Origin of the sequence: Haladaptatus sp. CMSO5 (genome assembly GCF_036689885.1) — an archaeon.
Taxonomy (GTDB): Archaea; Halobacteriota; Halobacteria; order Halobacteriales; family Halococcaceae; genus QDMS2.
This window is the reverse complement of the sequence record NZ_JBAHVW010000003.1, coordinates 123,423-137,698: the sequence shown is the minus strand read 5'-3', so window position 1 is coordinate 137,698 and position 14,276 is coordinate 123,423. Positions and strand designations below refer to the sequence as shown.

The 14,276-nt window shown below is 56.6% G+C and carries 16 protein-coding genes; 10 read left to right on the top strand and 6 right to left on the bottom strand.

Annotated features, from left to right (window positions below; all coding sequences use genetic code 11):
* Window positions 1-30: 30 nt before the first annotated feature.
* Window positions 31-1,218 carry a hypothetical protein gene (locus V5N12_RS17020; RefSeq protein WP_254544867.1) on the bottom strand — a complete coding sequence of 396 codons (1,188 nt, stop codon included), beginning with the start codon at window positions 1,216-1,218 and terminating at the stop codon, window positions 31-33.
* Window positions 1,219-1,551: 333 nt separating this feature from the next.
* Here V5N12_RS17020 and V5N12_RS17015 point away from each other — a divergent pair, with 333 nt between their 5' ends.
* Window positions 1,552-1,797, top strand: a complete 246-nt coding sequence (locus V5N12_RS17015; RefSeq protein ID WP_254544868.1) for a ferredoxin — start codon at window positions 1,552-1,554, stop codon at window positions 1,795-1,797.
* Window positions 1,798-1,876: 79 nt separating this feature from the next.
* On the opposite strand, the gene V5N12_RS17010 is transcribed toward V5N12_RS17015, so the two are convergent.
* From V5N12_RS17010 to V5N12_RS17000, 3 genes are all read right to left on the bottom strand, one after another.
* On the bottom strand, window positions 1,877-2,749 hold the full coding sequence (locus V5N12_RS17010; protein ID WP_332900423.1) for a succinate dehydrogenase/fumarate reductase iron-sulfur subunit: 873 nt from the start codon (window positions 2,747-2,749) through the stop codon (window positions 1,877-1,879).
* Complete coding sequence (locus V5N12_RS17005) at window positions 2,746-3,075, bottom strand: cupin domain-containing protein (protein ID WP_254544870.1); 330 nt, start codon at window positions 3,073-3,075, stop codon at window positions 2,746-2,748. The genes V5N12_RS17010 and V5N12_RS17005 overlap by 4 nt, the downstream gene beginning before the upstream one ends.
* Window positions 3,076-3,139: 64 nt before the next feature.
* A complete protein-coding gene (locus tag V5N12_RS17000; protein WP_254544871.1) occupies window positions 3,140-3,466 on the bottom strand; it encodes a CGCGG family putative rSAM-modified RiPP protein in 327 nt (108 codons plus the stop codon).
* 295 nt (window positions 3,467-3,761) lie between these two features.
* On the opposite strand from V5N12_RS17000, the gene V5N12_RS16995 reads away from it, so the two are divergent.
* The 4 genes from V5N12_RS16995 to V5N12_RS16980 all read left to right on the top strand — a co-directional run bounded on the left by V5N12_RS16995 (window position 3,762) and on the right by V5N12_RS16980 (window position 7,185).
* On the top strand, window positions 3,762-4,772 hold the full coding sequence (locus tag V5N12_RS16995; protein WP_332900422.1) for a DUF6610 family protein: 1,011 nt from the start codon (window positions 3,762-3,764) through the stop codon (window positions 4,770-4,772).
* A gap of 76 nt (window positions 4,773-4,848) precedes the next feature.
* The gene (locus V5N12_RS16990) at window positions 4,849-5,196 is read left to right on the top strand and encodes a hypothetical protein (protein ID WP_332900421.1); all 348 of its coding nucleotides are present in this window, start codon (window positions 4,849-4,851) and stop codon (window positions 5,194-5,196) included.
* A gap of 85 nt (window positions 5,197-5,281) precedes the next feature.
* A complete protein-coding gene (locus tag V5N12_RS16985) occupies window positions 5,282-6,208 on the top strand; it encodes a DUF955 domain-containing protein (protein WP_332900420.1) in 927 nt (308 codons plus the stop codon).
* Window positions 6,209-6,318: 110 nt separating this feature from the next.
* A complete protein-coding gene (locus tag V5N12_RS16980) occupies window positions 6,319-7,185 on the top strand; it encodes a hypothetical protein (RefSeq protein ID WP_332900419.1) in 867 nt (288 codons plus the stop codon).
* Window positions 7,186-7,255: 70 nt separating this feature from the next.
* Here V5N12_RS16980 and V5N12_RS16975 read toward each other — a convergent pair whose 3' ends face one another.
* Entirely contained in the window at window positions 7,256-8,194 is a 939-nt protein-coding gene (locus V5N12_RS16975; protein WP_332900418.1) for an ADP-ribosylglycohydrolase family protein, read from the bottom strand.
* A gap of 168 nt (window positions 8,195-8,362) precedes the next feature.
* Here V5N12_RS16975 and V5N12_RS16970 point away from each other — a divergent pair, with 168 nt between their 5' ends.
* Window positions 8,363-9,277: a metallophosphoesterase family protein gene (locus tag V5N12_RS16970; protein ID WP_332900417.1), complete on the top strand. Its 915-nt coding sequence runs from the start codon at window positions 8,363-8,365 to the stop codon at window positions 9,275-9,277.
* Window positions 9,278-9,343: 66 nt separating this feature from the next.
* Here the strand turns inward: V5N12_RS16970 and V5N12_RS16965 are convergent, their stop codons facing one another.
* Window positions 9,344-10,609, bottom strand: coding sequence for a hypothetical protein (locus V5N12_RS16965; protein WP_332900416.1), 1,266 nt, complete (start codon window positions 10,607-10,609; stop codon window positions 9,344-9,346).
* Window positions 10,610-10,850: 241 nt separating this feature from the next.
* Here V5N12_RS16965 and V5N12_RS16960 point away from each other — a divergent pair, with 241 nt between their 5' ends.
* The 4 genes from V5N12_RS16960 (at window position 10,851) to V5N12_RS16945 (ending at window position 14,116) form a co-directional block, all read left to right on the top strand.
* Entirely contained in the window at window positions 10,851-11,975 is a 1,125-nt protein-coding gene (locus V5N12_RS16960) for a tyrosine-type recombinase/integrase (protein ID WP_332900415.1), read from the top strand.
* 245 nt (window positions 11,976-12,220) lie between these two features.
* Window positions 12,221-12,607 (top strand): hypothetical protein, encoded by a 387-nt coding sequence (locus V5N12_RS16955; protein WP_332900414.1) that lies wholly within the window; start codon window positions 12,221-12,223, stop codon window positions 12,605-12,607.
* A 527-nt stretch (window positions 12,608-13,134) separates the two neighbouring features.
* Window positions 13,135-13,635 carry a nucleotidyltransferase domain-containing protein gene (locus V5N12_RS16950; RefSeq protein ID WP_332900413.1) on the top strand — a complete coding sequence of 167 codons (501 nt, stop codon included), beginning with the start codon at window positions 13,135-13,137 and terminating at the stop codon, window positions 13,633-13,635.
* Window positions 13,625-14,116 carry a hypothetical protein gene (locus tag V5N12_RS16945; RefSeq protein ID WP_332900412.1) on the top strand — a complete coding sequence of 164 codons (492 nt, stop codon included), beginning with the start codon at window positions 13,625-13,627 and terminating at the stop codon, window positions 14,114-14,116. The genes V5N12_RS16950 and V5N12_RS16945 overlap by 11 nt, the downstream gene beginning before the upstream one ends.
* Window positions 14,117-14,276: the final 160 nt, after the last annotated feature.

Below are 14,276 nucleotides of genomic sequence, written 5' to 3'. Positions count from 1 at the left end.
TACTCCCACGACTGAACAGTTATAGAGTCGTCACTCACCATACCGCTCCCGGAAGAGACTCAATAGCAGGTACGCGTACAGACTAGCACCGATAAGGGCGAGAAATCGCCCGGTCACCGTGGCGACGTCAACCCCGACGAGTGATCCGTACGCCTCAAGACCGACGCCAGCTGCGAGACCCCCCATCGAGGCAAGCGCCGTTCGGTCGGTAGCGCCTCGGAACGTGCCGACCGCTGGCGGGTAGAACTGATAGGCGACGCCGACGATCGTGAGTCCGAGGAAGCCCAACAGGTTCAGTCGGTAATGAGCAATCGACCAGCCAGGAGACGCACCGACGAATGCGACGTGAGCGCCCAATGCAACGCCCACACTTCCCAAAATGACTCCAACCAACGGCCCGTAGAGGCCGACTCGGCGACGCTCGGAGCGAAGAAAGAGGGAGACGTATGCGATGGCGAATCCACCAACAGCGATAGATTCCGCGACGGCACCAACCTGGAACCACGTCCCTCCCCAGAGGTTCCCGGCGACGAGTACGGGGCCGACTGCACCCGTGGTGAGGACCGCGATAACGAGCACCATCGGGGGCGAACTCACAAGAAACCGCGGGAGGAGGCGGAAGCCGACCGCGAACACCAACAACGCACCGACACCGGCTGCGAGCAGGTGGCTCGCACCGGCCATCCCTCGTCCGGTGAGCGTCGGAAGAGCCGCCGAGACGGCGACCGTTTCGTAGGCACCAGCAACGAGGTAGGCGAGAACGACCGGGACGAACACGTTGGCGGCGCGGTCGACCCATCGGCGGTCGGTGTTGACCTCGCCAGTTCCCGTCTCGCGACCGGTGAGGTTGTCCCGGACCGTCCAGCCGACTGTGCCGACGAAGACGAGCGCGCCGAGCGCCCAGGAAACGGCACCGACGACGCCGACGACGGAGGGAATGTCACCGAAGGGCGCCACGGCAAGACCGACAGTACCGAGTGACAGCAGTGGGAGGCTCATGGCTGGCGCCCCGGGGTGCGTAAGCGTCCGGTCAAAGTATGAGGGGATGAGCGCGTACCCCTTTCCAGCGATGGTGTGAAGGACGAACCCGTAGAGTCCGAGGACGACACCCGAGCGGTGGGGAGCATCGACGAGCGCAGCGACCTGCCACGCAACCAGAAAGAGCGCGGCGACAGCTACGTGTCGCCGGGCTCCCTGGGAGACGCGTGCTGCACTCATGTACCGACATAGTCGAAACGACACCCGCTAAGCGTTTCCCTGTCTCCAAAGCCAGCAACACCCACAGACATCGTTGTCACGTTGGTCTGACGATTTCGCGTGCCTGCTGTCGGTGGTCATGGAATCAACCAGCAACGAACACCAGGCCAGCTAGGTGGAGGCGTTTGCAGGAAAGGCGGATGGGATCCAGACGTAGCTTTGGGAATCGGAGACAAGCAACCCTTTCGTGAATCATCATCCATTTCGAACACTATACTGGCATCGTGACAGAATCCACAAGACGGAGCGACTAATGGGTAGGTCAATCTACTGAGTGACAAGAGGAAACACACTATGCGAGTCGAATTCGATCGCGATACCTGTACAGGTATCTTCAACTGTGTCCATGAGTGGGAGAAGTTCATCGAGGACCGTGATGCAGGCAAAGCGACGCTCGTCGGGAGTGACGAAATCGAGGACGACCTCTATGTTCGAGACGTCCCCGAGGGCGAGGAGTTCGATGCAGAAATGGCAGCTCGTGTCTGCCCAGTGGACGCCATCACAGTCTATGATGATGAGGGCGAACGGCTGGTTCCGTAACTCGGTCACTCGATGCGGTCACGACGACTAGAGTGTACGAATCGAGTGGAAGAGAGAAGCCGACGTCCCACCGTTCCGATTACCAGAATTTGAGATTTCGCTTGATAGCCTCGCGTTTCATCTCCTGAATCTCTTCGGTGATCGGGATGTCCTTCGGACAGACCGTTGTACACGAAAACTGCGTATGGCACTGCCAGACGCCGTGTTCTTTGTCGAGGAGTTCCAGCCGTCGTTCTTGTGCATCAGCCCCTTCGCGTTCGTCCATGTAGAACCGATAGCCCTTGGCGATCGCCGCCGGTCCAATGTATTCGTCGTCGGTCTGCGCCGGATTGCACGACGATGTACAGCAGCCACATTGGATACACCGGGAAGCCATCTTGATCTGCTCGCGGTTCTCTGGCGACTGCCGCTGCTCTTCTAGCTCACCGGTGGGGAGGTCGTCGGGCTGGAAATACGGTTCGACGGCCTCCATCCGTTCGTAGAAGTGGTCCATGTCGACGACGAGGTCTTTGATGACCGGCTGGTGAGGCAACGGCTCAACCCGAATGGGTTCGTCGAGATCCGAAATCTGCGTCTGACAGCCCAGTCGCTGCCGGCCGTTGATGAAGAACCCGTCACTGCCACAGACGGCCATTCGACAGGAATGGCGGAACGTGAGCGACGAGTCGTACTGGTCACGCGCGTAGATGAGCGCATCGAGGACTGTCATGCCCCGTTCGTAGGGGACGGCAAAATCGTCGAATCGGGGTTCCTGTTTGGCCTCGACATCGGGGTCATACCGAAACACTTCGAGCTGGATCGTGTCAGTGTCGGCATCGACAGCCCGCTCGGCTTCAGCCTGGGACTGAGCAGCCATCGCCCGCTCTCGTTTTCGCTCAAGCCGTCGCTGCTGGGGTGTCTCTTCGTCGGCAGATTCGGGCTTCGTCGGAGAGGATGACCGTTGAGAGCTCATAGGTTTCCTTCTGGGGAGTCAGGACCATCTCGTTTCGCAGCGAGAACGAGCAATGCAGTACTGTCTGCCTTCGCAACTGGAGAGATCTCCTGTGCCCCATCGAAGTGAACTACATCGCCCTGATTCACCTGATATGGTTCCCCATCGAGCTGGAGTTCGAGGCTGCCAGAGACGAGGTAAAGTACGATTTCTCGATCCGGATGCGCATGCGGTTCGACATGCTCTCCCTCGGAGAGGGTTAATCGGATCGTCTTCGGTTCCTCACTGGGAAAGGCGTTCGCGTGTGGTGCCCCTTCGAGTTCTGATAGCGATTTGATGTGAACCATAGTGTTTGAATCGATGAGTGGACGGACTCACAGCCTGCTGCCGCCGTTCGCTGCGTTCGTGACGTTATTCGATGTGAGCGCGGACGACGTGGCCGCCACAGCCACATTGTTCGATATACTCCCAACGGACGTCCTCCGCCCCGAATCGCTCACTGAGAGCGTCATAGAGGTACGTCTCCGGGTGGCCATGCGCTTCGTGGGTAACGAGATTGACGTGGTGGCCACTGGTCGTGTGTTCGATGGCCTCGATCGCGTGTCGTTCGAGCAAGGATCGATCATCTGCGTACTGCGGCTTCTCGAGATTTGCCGACCACGAGTTATCGTGCGTGCGGTCGGTGACTGGTTCCGTGTCGCCGTGGCCGTGGTCGTGATCATGGGAGTGGCTTGCCATATTCGTCTGTAGGTTCGCTGGTATCAAAAGAAGTCGGGTGACGAGTCTCTGGCTAGATGGTGTATTGGGGAATTCTTCTCGTAGGTATGGGCATGCTAGTTGGCTGTGTCGGATAGCTCCTCTTACAGGTAGCCCCGGGATGCAGACGACGCTCTTGGTACCAACGAGCCGTCCAACTCTTGCTTTTGATTAACCAACATCTGCGTCAGTTTCCGTTCGATGTTGGTTACAACTGGCAAGTCTATCTCGCCCCGGAGAGCCCTGCGGGGCGACGGAGTCCCGCAGGAGACTCCTCATGGCCATTCACGACAGCGCAGACCCAGTTAGCAACAGTACTACTGAGACACACACTGACGCCCGACAGGCGGCGTACGTGGCGTTCCTCCATCGGGTTCCGTTTGCGCTCGATGCGCTGCCCCTCGGCTTCCTCCCTGGGTTTCGCGAGGACTGCACGTATCAGCAGTCGCAATTCGATACCCTCGAGTGCCCGGTCGGAATGCTCGATAACGATTTTCGGAATCCAGACCTCGACCGATACGTCGATCGGGCGCTCGAGTACGAGCCCAAGGTGGGTATCGTCGGTGACGCCTACGACGCTGCGGAAGCACAATCGTACATCGACACGATTCGAGAACTCCAGGGGAGTCTGCCCGAGACGGAATTCATTATCGTCCCGAAATGCCGGGCCGCTATTGAGGCGATTCCCGACGATATCGTGCTCGGCTACTCGCGAGGGTATGCGGACAAACTTGCACACGAGTTTTCCGACCCCGTCGACTGGCGGGGCCGTCGCGTCCACATCCTCGGTGGTAGCCCACCCAAGCAACTCGAAGTCGTGGAGCAGCTCACCCAACCAACGCTGACGGGTGACCCGCCGGCCGACATCGTCGGCCTCGACTGGAATGGTCTACATCGCGGCGCGCAGTTCGGCGAGTTCTGGACGGCCGACGGCTGGGACGACAGTGGTCGCGACTCCGACTACGTCACGGTCCGGAAGACAGTCCGTCATAGTCTCAGCCGGCTCAAAGAATTCTGGCAGGACCACGGCGTCTGGCCCGATTCGACACCACAGGCGGACGAGACCGAACTCACCTATTCCGGGCCCACGCCAAGCGATATCGAGAGCGCGGCGTGTACCGAGTGCCGCGCGAACGTGTGGACGACCGATCGTGGCCCGTACGTCGCCGAGTACGACACGGGCGCGGTCTGTGGGTACTGCTGCTATGAGTGCTACTTCTCGCACCGGCATCGGAACAACCTTGAGGAGATTGCTGGCGATCGGAGCGTCTACATCCCGCCTGCGTGACGCAGCGTCCTGTTTTTCGCGCCCTCCGGAGAGGACGAGGGCGTGCTAGATCAGGCCCTCCAAGATGGTGATTTCCGTGAGCCAACAACAGCATTCGAACGACGTCTCGATCGATGCAATTCCAGTCGACGTAGCGAACAGCCAATCAACCGGGGTCGAACCAGAAGATGTCCCCGAGAAAATCCGGTCGATTACGCAAGCGCTCGCGTCCGAGCAGCCACCGACGAATCCGCTCGTCGCGCTGAAGGCCGCCCGCTGGTGGTATATCCACGGTAAGGGCGGCACTGATCCGGTGTTTCAGTGGGCCATCGAGTGGACGCGGCACCTCGCGACCGACAGGCCCAGCGACGTCGACCAGTTCGATTCATTTCTCGACTACCTCGTCACAGTCGGCTTCGCTGATGAGAAAGCCGCCCTCCGCTAACCGCCGTCATGAGTTTTTATGCGCCGTCAGGGGTGCGGCGCGGGCTGAATTGAAGCGATCGCAGTAAGGCGAATTTCAGAATATCATGGCTACGACGAGCGACTCGTCGGCCTCCTTCGAGGAGACCGACACGCGAAAAGACGAGATGCACAGTACGATTGAAGCATGGATCGACGAGCTCGTTGGCGACGTTGATGCGGCGCAGGCCAGCGATGAGTTCCAAGAGTGGCTCGACGTCCAGAGTCGGTTCCACGACTACTCGCATCGCAACACGCTGCTCATCAAACTCCAATGTCCCGAGGCGACGAAGGTCGCTGGCTTCAACACCTGGCTGAATGAGTTCGATCGGCACGTCCAGGAGGGCGAACAGGCGATCTGGATCTGGGCACCGATCATTACGAAGCAGTGCCCGGAGTGCGAGAACTCGCCGAGCTACCACGAGGACAGCGACTGTGAGTACGACGAGACACCACCCGAGGAGTGGTCGAAAGGGCTCGTGGGATTCAAACCGGCCGCTGTATTCGATGTCTCGCAGACCGAAGGAGAACCGCTTCCTGAGCTGGAAACGGAGGCGACAGGCGACGCTGAGGACCTCGTACCCGCACTCACAGAGGCAGCGGATGAGCTCGGCGTGACGGTTCGCATCGTCGACGCTGACGAGTGGGACCACGGCGACGCAAAGGGCGTCTGCAAACAGCGGGATATCCATGATTTCACTCCGATCGTGGAGGCGAAAGCACGGACGAACCAGGCCGACCTCGCAGTTACGCTAATTCACGAGTTCGCTCACGCGCTGCTCCATTTCGACGTCGATGACGAGGCCGAACGATCAAAGCGCGAAGTCGAAGCAGAAGCCGTCGCGTACATCGTTGGTCGGTATTGCGGCCTTGAAACGAGCGGCTCAGCGTTCTATCTCGCCGCGTGGCAGGATGACGAACCAGAGTCGATCCAAGATCGTTTCGGACGGATTAGCAGCACCGCAGAGGAGATCATCGACGTGATCGATGGGTAGGTCAGTGTAGCGCGTCGATGAACAGCTCTCCACGTCGCCGTGAGTTTCTATTGCGCCGCGGAAGGGTGGCGGCGCGCGTGATCGTGCGTCGACCGGGATAGGACGAATCCATGACTGATCAGTACCTCACGACGGTTCTCGACGAAGCCCGCCAGACAATCGAGAGCCATCCGCAAGTCGGCTACGGAACCGAACAGCCACTCCACGAACACCTGCGTTTCGCGGTACTCCGGCTGCTGGAGAACGAGGCTGAAGACACCCATACGGGCGAATCACGTGTTCCAGGGATCACGGTCGGGTATGGGAACGATGCGGCGATGTTCGATCACTGGAGAGACGAGGTTGAGTGGTGGACCGACATCGAACCGCAAGAGCACTGTACTCGGTTTCGCATCTTCTACGAGCAGTTAGACCAGGACGAGTTGCCGCGACGGGCGTTGGAGGTGATGACGGCACTCGGCGCGTGGCGCGTCTGGGAGGGGACAGCTGCAGCGTGTGGCTCCTACGATCACCGCGGTCGACGCGAAGCACACTTTCTCCTCCACTACAATCACCCGATTGAAGAGCACCTGGCTCGCCTCGTGGAACCCAACGACCCCGCTCTCGCCCCAGACGGTGGATGGGTGGCAACCAGAGACACCCAGAGCGCCATCAAACCAGAGATAGATACGGTTTCGGCAGAACCTTCAGCCGATGAGCTCGCACCGCGAATGCGGCGAGCATGCGACGAAGAGATGGACGTCTCACTCTTGAAGAAGGGCGGCGTGTACGAGGTTCATTCAGAGTCCGGGAATTTCTACGATGTCGATGTCGCTGCTGAGACATGCACTTGTCTCGACTGGCAGCGACGCGAACCGGAAGGGGGCTGTAAGCATATGCGCCGCGTCGATATCGAAATCGAAGCGGGGCACGTTCCCCGACCAGACGGACGCCTCCCTCGCACAGAATCGGAACAGCAGCCAAATTCAACACTGTAAGCTGTCAGCAGCCACCTAGACTTAATCTTATTCTTAATATTAAGAATGGGCTAGACCAAGCCCTGGGAAGCTAGCTAACGGAACTCTCGTCCACGGTGAATTCTGCAGTCATAAGTACCGACTCGAGGTGCGCGATTTCATCGGCACACTCCAACTCGCCGATCCATCGATCGGGGAGTGCATCTGCTCCGAATCGAGCTCCCGCGATAGCTCCCGTAACTGCACCGACGGTGTCGGTGTCATCTCCCATATTTACAGCAGAGACGATGGCATCCTCCGCCGTGTCCGCTGTAAGTCCGTGATACAGCGATGTTTGCAGCGTATCGACCACGTAGCCGCTTGCACTGAGCGTGTCGTGATTGATACCGTCCGAAACCGATCGTAACGCTGTGAGGAGTTCCTCGGGAGCATCGGCTTCGATATGGTCGAGAGCGTCTCTGAGAGGGGTTGGTCGCTGGGTAAGTAACCCTGCCAAAGTGAGATTGAGCACGATACAGCCATACGTGCAGCGCGGATCCGCGTGAGTAATCGCTGAAGACGTCGCACTCACACGTGCAAGGTCACTCCACTCGTCCCGAAAGGCGATCGAATACGGCGCACAACGCATTACACTCCCATTCCCAGCATTGCTCCCTTCGGCGCGGGACTCCCACACCTGCTGGCCAGCATCACGCCAGGATGCTCCGTGTTTGATTATCTGGAGGGTATCGCTGGTCATCAGGCCAATGTCGAACGGACCACTGTCGTACCAGGCGACGAAGCGCTCAGCGATATCGTCCGGCCTGAACGCGTGATGCTCGGCAAGGCTTCGAGCAATACAGAGGGCCATTTCGGTATCGTCAGTAATGGTCCCTGCAGGCTGATTGTGCGTCCCGTGGCCCAGCATCTCTGAAACCATTCCGTGCGTCTGCGAGATCTGGTGTGAGGAACGGAATTCGATGGGCCGTCCGAGGGCGTCGCCACAAGCAAGTCCTAGAAGAACGCCAGCCTCAGCATCTGTTGACGACATATACCCTTCTTTGAGATTCGGTGATAAAACTATTAATCAGTGACAGCAGTGGTATCAGCAGTCGCTATGGAGAATACGTATGCTGATATTCGAAAAAAACAGCATCTCGATATTACAGTCAAGGTTGTGACGTGCAGACCGGGTTCAGGTTCTCGACGCGCCTTCGAGATGACTGTCGAGGACGTTGATGGAACCTCATTTTCATTTACAGTATGGGCGAAAAGCTCGAATGGGCGGGACTACCCGTGGCAGGAGGGGCATTGGTATCGACTTCACTCTGCATACGGCGAGGTGTGGCCAGCTGGCCGAGAGCTGCATGGGACGGGCAAACTCGAGATTGAACACAAAGGCGTTCGCCCGACCGACCGCCGTGCGAAGCTTCTCTATCTGACTGATACGCACCTAGGGAAGCAAACAGGCGGCCACAAAAACAATTCCTGGAAGATCGACACCGTCGCTGGATTCAACGCTGCGATTGATCTCGCGATCGAGCATCGTGTCGATGCCGTTGTTCACACTGGCGACGTCTTCCATAACGATACCAGGAACGGGATTCCGAGTTCGATCGAAGAAGCATGCCATGATGGTCTCACTGGGTTGGCGAACGCCGAGATTCCGTTCTACTTCATCTACGGCAACCATGCGCGGAAGAAGGGGAAAGTCTGTCTCGAACAGTTCTGTGACGCAGGATTGGCTACGCATCTTCGCTCCCGCCCCATTGTGATCGGTGATGCCGTCGCACTCTATGGAGTCGACTATCAGAAATCGTGGGACCACGGTCAGCTAGGCTTTGAGCGTCCACCAAGCGGAGTCGCGACTCTCCTCTGTATGCATCAGTCAGTCGCACCGCTTACGGGTAATTCACAACCAGATTGTCACCTCCAGGAGATTCTTGAGGAGAGTACCATCGCCATTGATGCACTCGCTCTCGGCCATCTCCATACAAAGGCAGAGAAGACTCTAACCGATTGTACAGCGTTCTGTGGTGGTGCGACTGAGCGTCTGACCGAAGAATTGGAACCGAGCGTCGAAATGATCACGGTTGAAAAGGGAGCAGTTCAGCGCAAAACGCACCCATTGTGACTCTTCTCAGTATTTAATATTAAGATTGAGATTAATGCCAGTCGAAACACTGTATCGAATTCCGAGTTACTCCCTTGGAGAAAGTGAGGAGCGCTCAAAGTGAAATTGTTCTGGCTCTCCGATAAAGAAGAAAACGTCAATACCGGCTTCCGTTAGCTTTGGAATGACCTCACGCTGATTATCAGTGATGTGTGGCTTTCTCGGAGAGGTTTCAGTGTATTTCACTTCGACATACACAGAGGGATTTTCTATCTTGACGGAACCAGCATTGTGATGCTTACTAATGTACGTCTCTAGCACGTCCTTCGGACCGTGTAAGTAGAAGTCTGGGAGGCCCGAGGCCCGTGGAAGGTCGCCGAGAACTTCCTGACATAGAGAGGGGAGTTGATTCACTTTTGATTCAGCTCGTCGTCGATCTTGATCAGAAACCGTGTCAGGGTAGTTCTGTTCGCGCTCCTTGAGCCTCTCAAACCGAGTGACCCAAAAATACGTCTGTCTTCCACGATCAACTGAAATGTCCTTTTCCGTCGTTAGATCGGCAAAGAAGGATTCAAATTCTCGCCCCTTCACATTATTCGAGGCCATACGCAGGCTCACGGGGCTCAATACCTCGCGGTTGTTTCTGGCGTATTTTTCTACAACATACGAAAGGGTGTGAAATACCTTCGATTCAGTCTGATATAGGTCACTACCTGCTTGTTTCGCATCTTGAAGCGTTTCAATTTCGTTGAAGTCGACGCTACCGAGGGCTCGTTCTTTGAGTTCGTCCTCGATTTCTTTTCGCAATTCTTCACTAATATAGGCTCTTGAGTCGATTTTCACTAGTGCGTCGTCAATAGACACAGTCTGCGTACCCAGTCGTGAAAATCCAGTTCGCCAAAGTGCAAGTCGAATACAGAATAACCAGCTGAACCCCTGTTCTCGGAGATTCCAAAGCGGGAATAGCTCTGTGTTTTCGATCCACTCGCCAAGTGCAGAATCCAGCAAACTCGTAGTGACGATCTCAGCGTCTCCTTTGCTGGTTGACAAACAAACAATGAACTGGTCTTCTGTGAGTTCTAGCAATAATACCCAGCTTAGTAGCCGCTGCCTTTTGTCTCGATGGGCTTCGGCTTCCTCGAGGGTGTCGAATGTAGAGGAATTTTGCCAAGACCCTAATGGACCATCGTATTCCATATTGACGGAATATCTATCAGGGTCTTCTGCTGTTTCTATCGAGAATTGTCGTATTGGCTCCCTATGTTTGATAAAACACTCTATGCAGTAGGGGAACTGCTCGAATGTGGATGTCTGAGCATCCACCTCCCTTTCGCATTCCTCGCATTTTCCCATGATGTTGAAGTTAGACTAGCTTCATCCTCAGGAACTAATTATATATCGACAGTCTTCTCGTCTTCGAGCGTACCCCCATTCATTATGTATAGCCCCATGCAGTTTATGATATGGAATATTAGGGCTACAGGCCGTGAATCGCCCAAATATTGGCATATCGGCCAATTCAATTCTACTGTGTATTATCCCAGTTGTACACAGTAGATTTACGTGGGTCGCCGCCGTCGGTCGAGCACGAACCATGGAACCCAACGAGGGCGGCGCTACACCCGGGGAAACGCCGATCGAGACGGCCATCCAGCAGTACCTCGACAGCGTCGAGGCTGGTAACTCCAGGAAGAACTTCGCGTCGACCCTCGCGACGTGGCGAGCCTGGCTGCGCGAGGAGCGCGGTGTGACGGGCCTCGAGGACCTGGACGTCCTCGACTGCCGCCGATACGCGCGTCATCTCAAAAAGCAGGCCCGCGACGGCGATTTGAAAGCGAGTACCGCGACCACCTACTACGCGTACGTCCGCGCATTCCTCACGTTCTGCGTCGCCGACGAGCTCCTCGATACGAATCCGGCCAAAGCGAAGCGTGCCACCGACGAGCTCCCCGAGGATCTCGGTGACGCCGACCGGCAGTTCTGGCGGGAAAAAGAGCGGCGGGCGATCATGCGCTACGTCGACGAACGTGTCGACCACTCCCTTGACGAAAAAGCGGACGTGAGTCGTAATCGGGCCTTTCGCGACCGAGCAATCGTCTTTCTCCTGGGACTCTCTGGTGTTCGCGGTGCGGAGGTATTCGCTGAACCCTCCGACGACAAGCGCGACGGCATCACCTGGGGAGACGTCCAACTCGACTCCGGTGCCGTCCGCGTCCTCGGGAAGTCACGAGAGTACGAGTACGCACAGCTTCCCCAGCGGGCCGCAACGGCATTAGAGCGGTACAGGACTGTCCTCGATCCACCGACCGACGAGTGGCCGGTCTTTCCCAGCAGCCACGCCCCATCGAAATATCGCGCCGTTCGCGAACAACTGACCTGCGAGGGAGTTTCGGACGACGAGATCGAGACCATTCTCGAGCGCAGCGATATCGAGACGGTGCTCCGAGAACATGAGGTCATCCCACCAGCGCTCTCGACGAACGGTGCTCGCAATTTGATGAAGCGGCTGTGTGATGACGCTGACCTCGACGTCGACGGTGACTACCTGAAGCCACACGGTGCCCGTCGAGGGCTTGGTCACGAGCTCTACGCGAGCGGCCACGCCGAACTTGCCCAATCAGCACTCCGACACGCGAGCATCGAGACGACCCACGAGTCGTACTCCGACATCCAAGCAGCTGAAACCGCGAAGCAAGTCGACGACCTTCTTGGCGAGTGACTCAACCAACGCATGGATGCAGCAGTAGGACGTTGGTTGAGGAGGCGTCATAACCCTAATGTTAATCCTAATATTAAGATTATGGGATTAGTTGCCTTTGGAGGGCCCGAGAGAATCCAGAGACGCACCTGGGAAACCCCTATATAAAACACAGTGCCCGTATTATCTGAATCTGGCTCTACTCCTCCTAGAAATCGATAACACAGGTTTGACCCTATATGTCCTCCCGGGTTTATAGCAAGCATGTGGGTCTCAGAGACCTGATCAAACAACGTCGGAGTAGAGTTCTCCCCGAAGAAGTGGGAGACGCAGCAGCAGACGTCATTCCGGGATTCTTCATTGAGGGCCGAGTTGCTCCGAAGTACAGAGAACACCTGCTAGAGAGCTACCGGAAACGCGATGGGAATCCACCGAGGCGAGATGACAACGGACATCTCCGCTCGATTGATGAGACACGAATGGACAGAGCCTGGAACGATGTTGCCGAGGCTATGGATCGGAGTGAAGGTGATATTCGAGCCTGTGTTCTCAACATATACGAGGATGCTGGCGAGTATGAAACCAAACCGGCCCGCCTCCGTCACGATTTCAATGAAATACTGAATCGTGCCGCGACCGAAGTCGAGGATTGAGCCTGCCACGGCGTCCATCACTGTCGAGCCCGACCTGATTCCTGTTCATACGTAGCCTTTCGGACAGAGGATTCCCGATTGAGCGAGGCATAGTTAATCTTAAGAATAAGATAAAACCTTTGAGATTAGTAATCCGGTGATTGTGAAGTAGACTGGATCGTCAGTAATTCAATACTAGTCGTCCCAGTGAACGACATGTCTGTATTGGGTTACAGCAGTACTAAGTAGTAGATGGTCTGTTTTAATCTTATTCTTAAGATTAGGTTCCGTGGTTTACGTCGTCTCGCCTCGCAGTTCCACGCGAGACCCACCAAAATCTACAAGAGTACCGGTAGCTAAGAGCGACCATGGTAGCCCTCAGCGAACAAACTTCAGGGATGGAGCTTACAGTCCCATTGCCGGTGCCGAACAGCCGGCTATTCCGATACGCAGCAACAGGTGACATTCTCACACTGCTCGCAAACAACCCACATACACGGTTCAGCATCAGGGACATCCGACGGGCGACTGATCACAGCCCGAGCAGCGTGACCGATACAGTCGACCTGTTAGCAGAAACCGACCTCGTCCATATTACACGAGAAGGGAACAGGAAGCTCGTCCAGATCAATCGCGAACGCCTCACGAAGCCAGACGACCCAGTTCTCCAGATCCCGCAGTCCGAGTTCCACGATCCGGTTCGAACCCTCGCGGAGAGTTTGCGCAGTCGTGTCGACAGTATCGCAGGCATCCTCATCTTCGGCAGCGTCGCCCGTGGCGAGGCTGATCGGTCGAGCGACATTGACTGCTTTGTACTCGTCACTGATGAGAAGGCGACCGCCCAGCGAATCGCTCACGAAGTCGCACGCGACTTGGAGGAACAACGGTTCGCTGGCGACCGCTACCAGTTCCAGGTCCTCGCCGAATCGATGGAGAGCGTTTCCAACATCGGTGATCGACTCCGCGAGATCTTCACTGAGGGTATCGTTCTTTACGAGACTGAACACCTCCACACGGCCAAGCAAGAGGTCCTGACGAATGGACAGTAGTTACGTCGAAGACGCACTCACGGACGCCCAGCGAGCGTTCGAGCGTGAGCCAGCCCGCAAAGAATCCGGACTCGACACCGACGACGACGCACTCCTGCAGCTCCGGAAGGCATGTCGACTCCTCGATGCAGCCCGTTTCCTGCGGACACAGAACGGGTACTATACCGTCGTCATCGAAAGTTCGTTCATCGCCATCGAGCGCAGTATTCACTTCTATCTACTCCACGCGACAGGGATGGACAGCACCGAGTTCGTCACTCACTCTGATGTCTACGAACGTGGCGCCGAGGCGAACTTGTACAGCGAGTCGTTGGGAGACCAGTTCCTCCAACTCTGGCGGGAGAATCGCTCGAAAACGTACTATCGACAGGCCGTCGGTGGAGAAACACAGGCCGACGCCATGCTCAAGCTCGCAACCGCCGTCCATCAGTATATTCTCGACTATCTTTCCATCGGCCACGAATGTGTCTGTGACAGATAGCACCTATCCAACTAATTTAATCTTAATATTAGAATTAAGCACTTGTTGGGGAAGCATGACGTACCGGAGACACACTCCCGTCGTTTACACTGTGTTCTCAATCATTGTGATCGGTATGAGGGCGAGAACAACCCTGGCCACCAAGGGTGAGTTTGTGAGA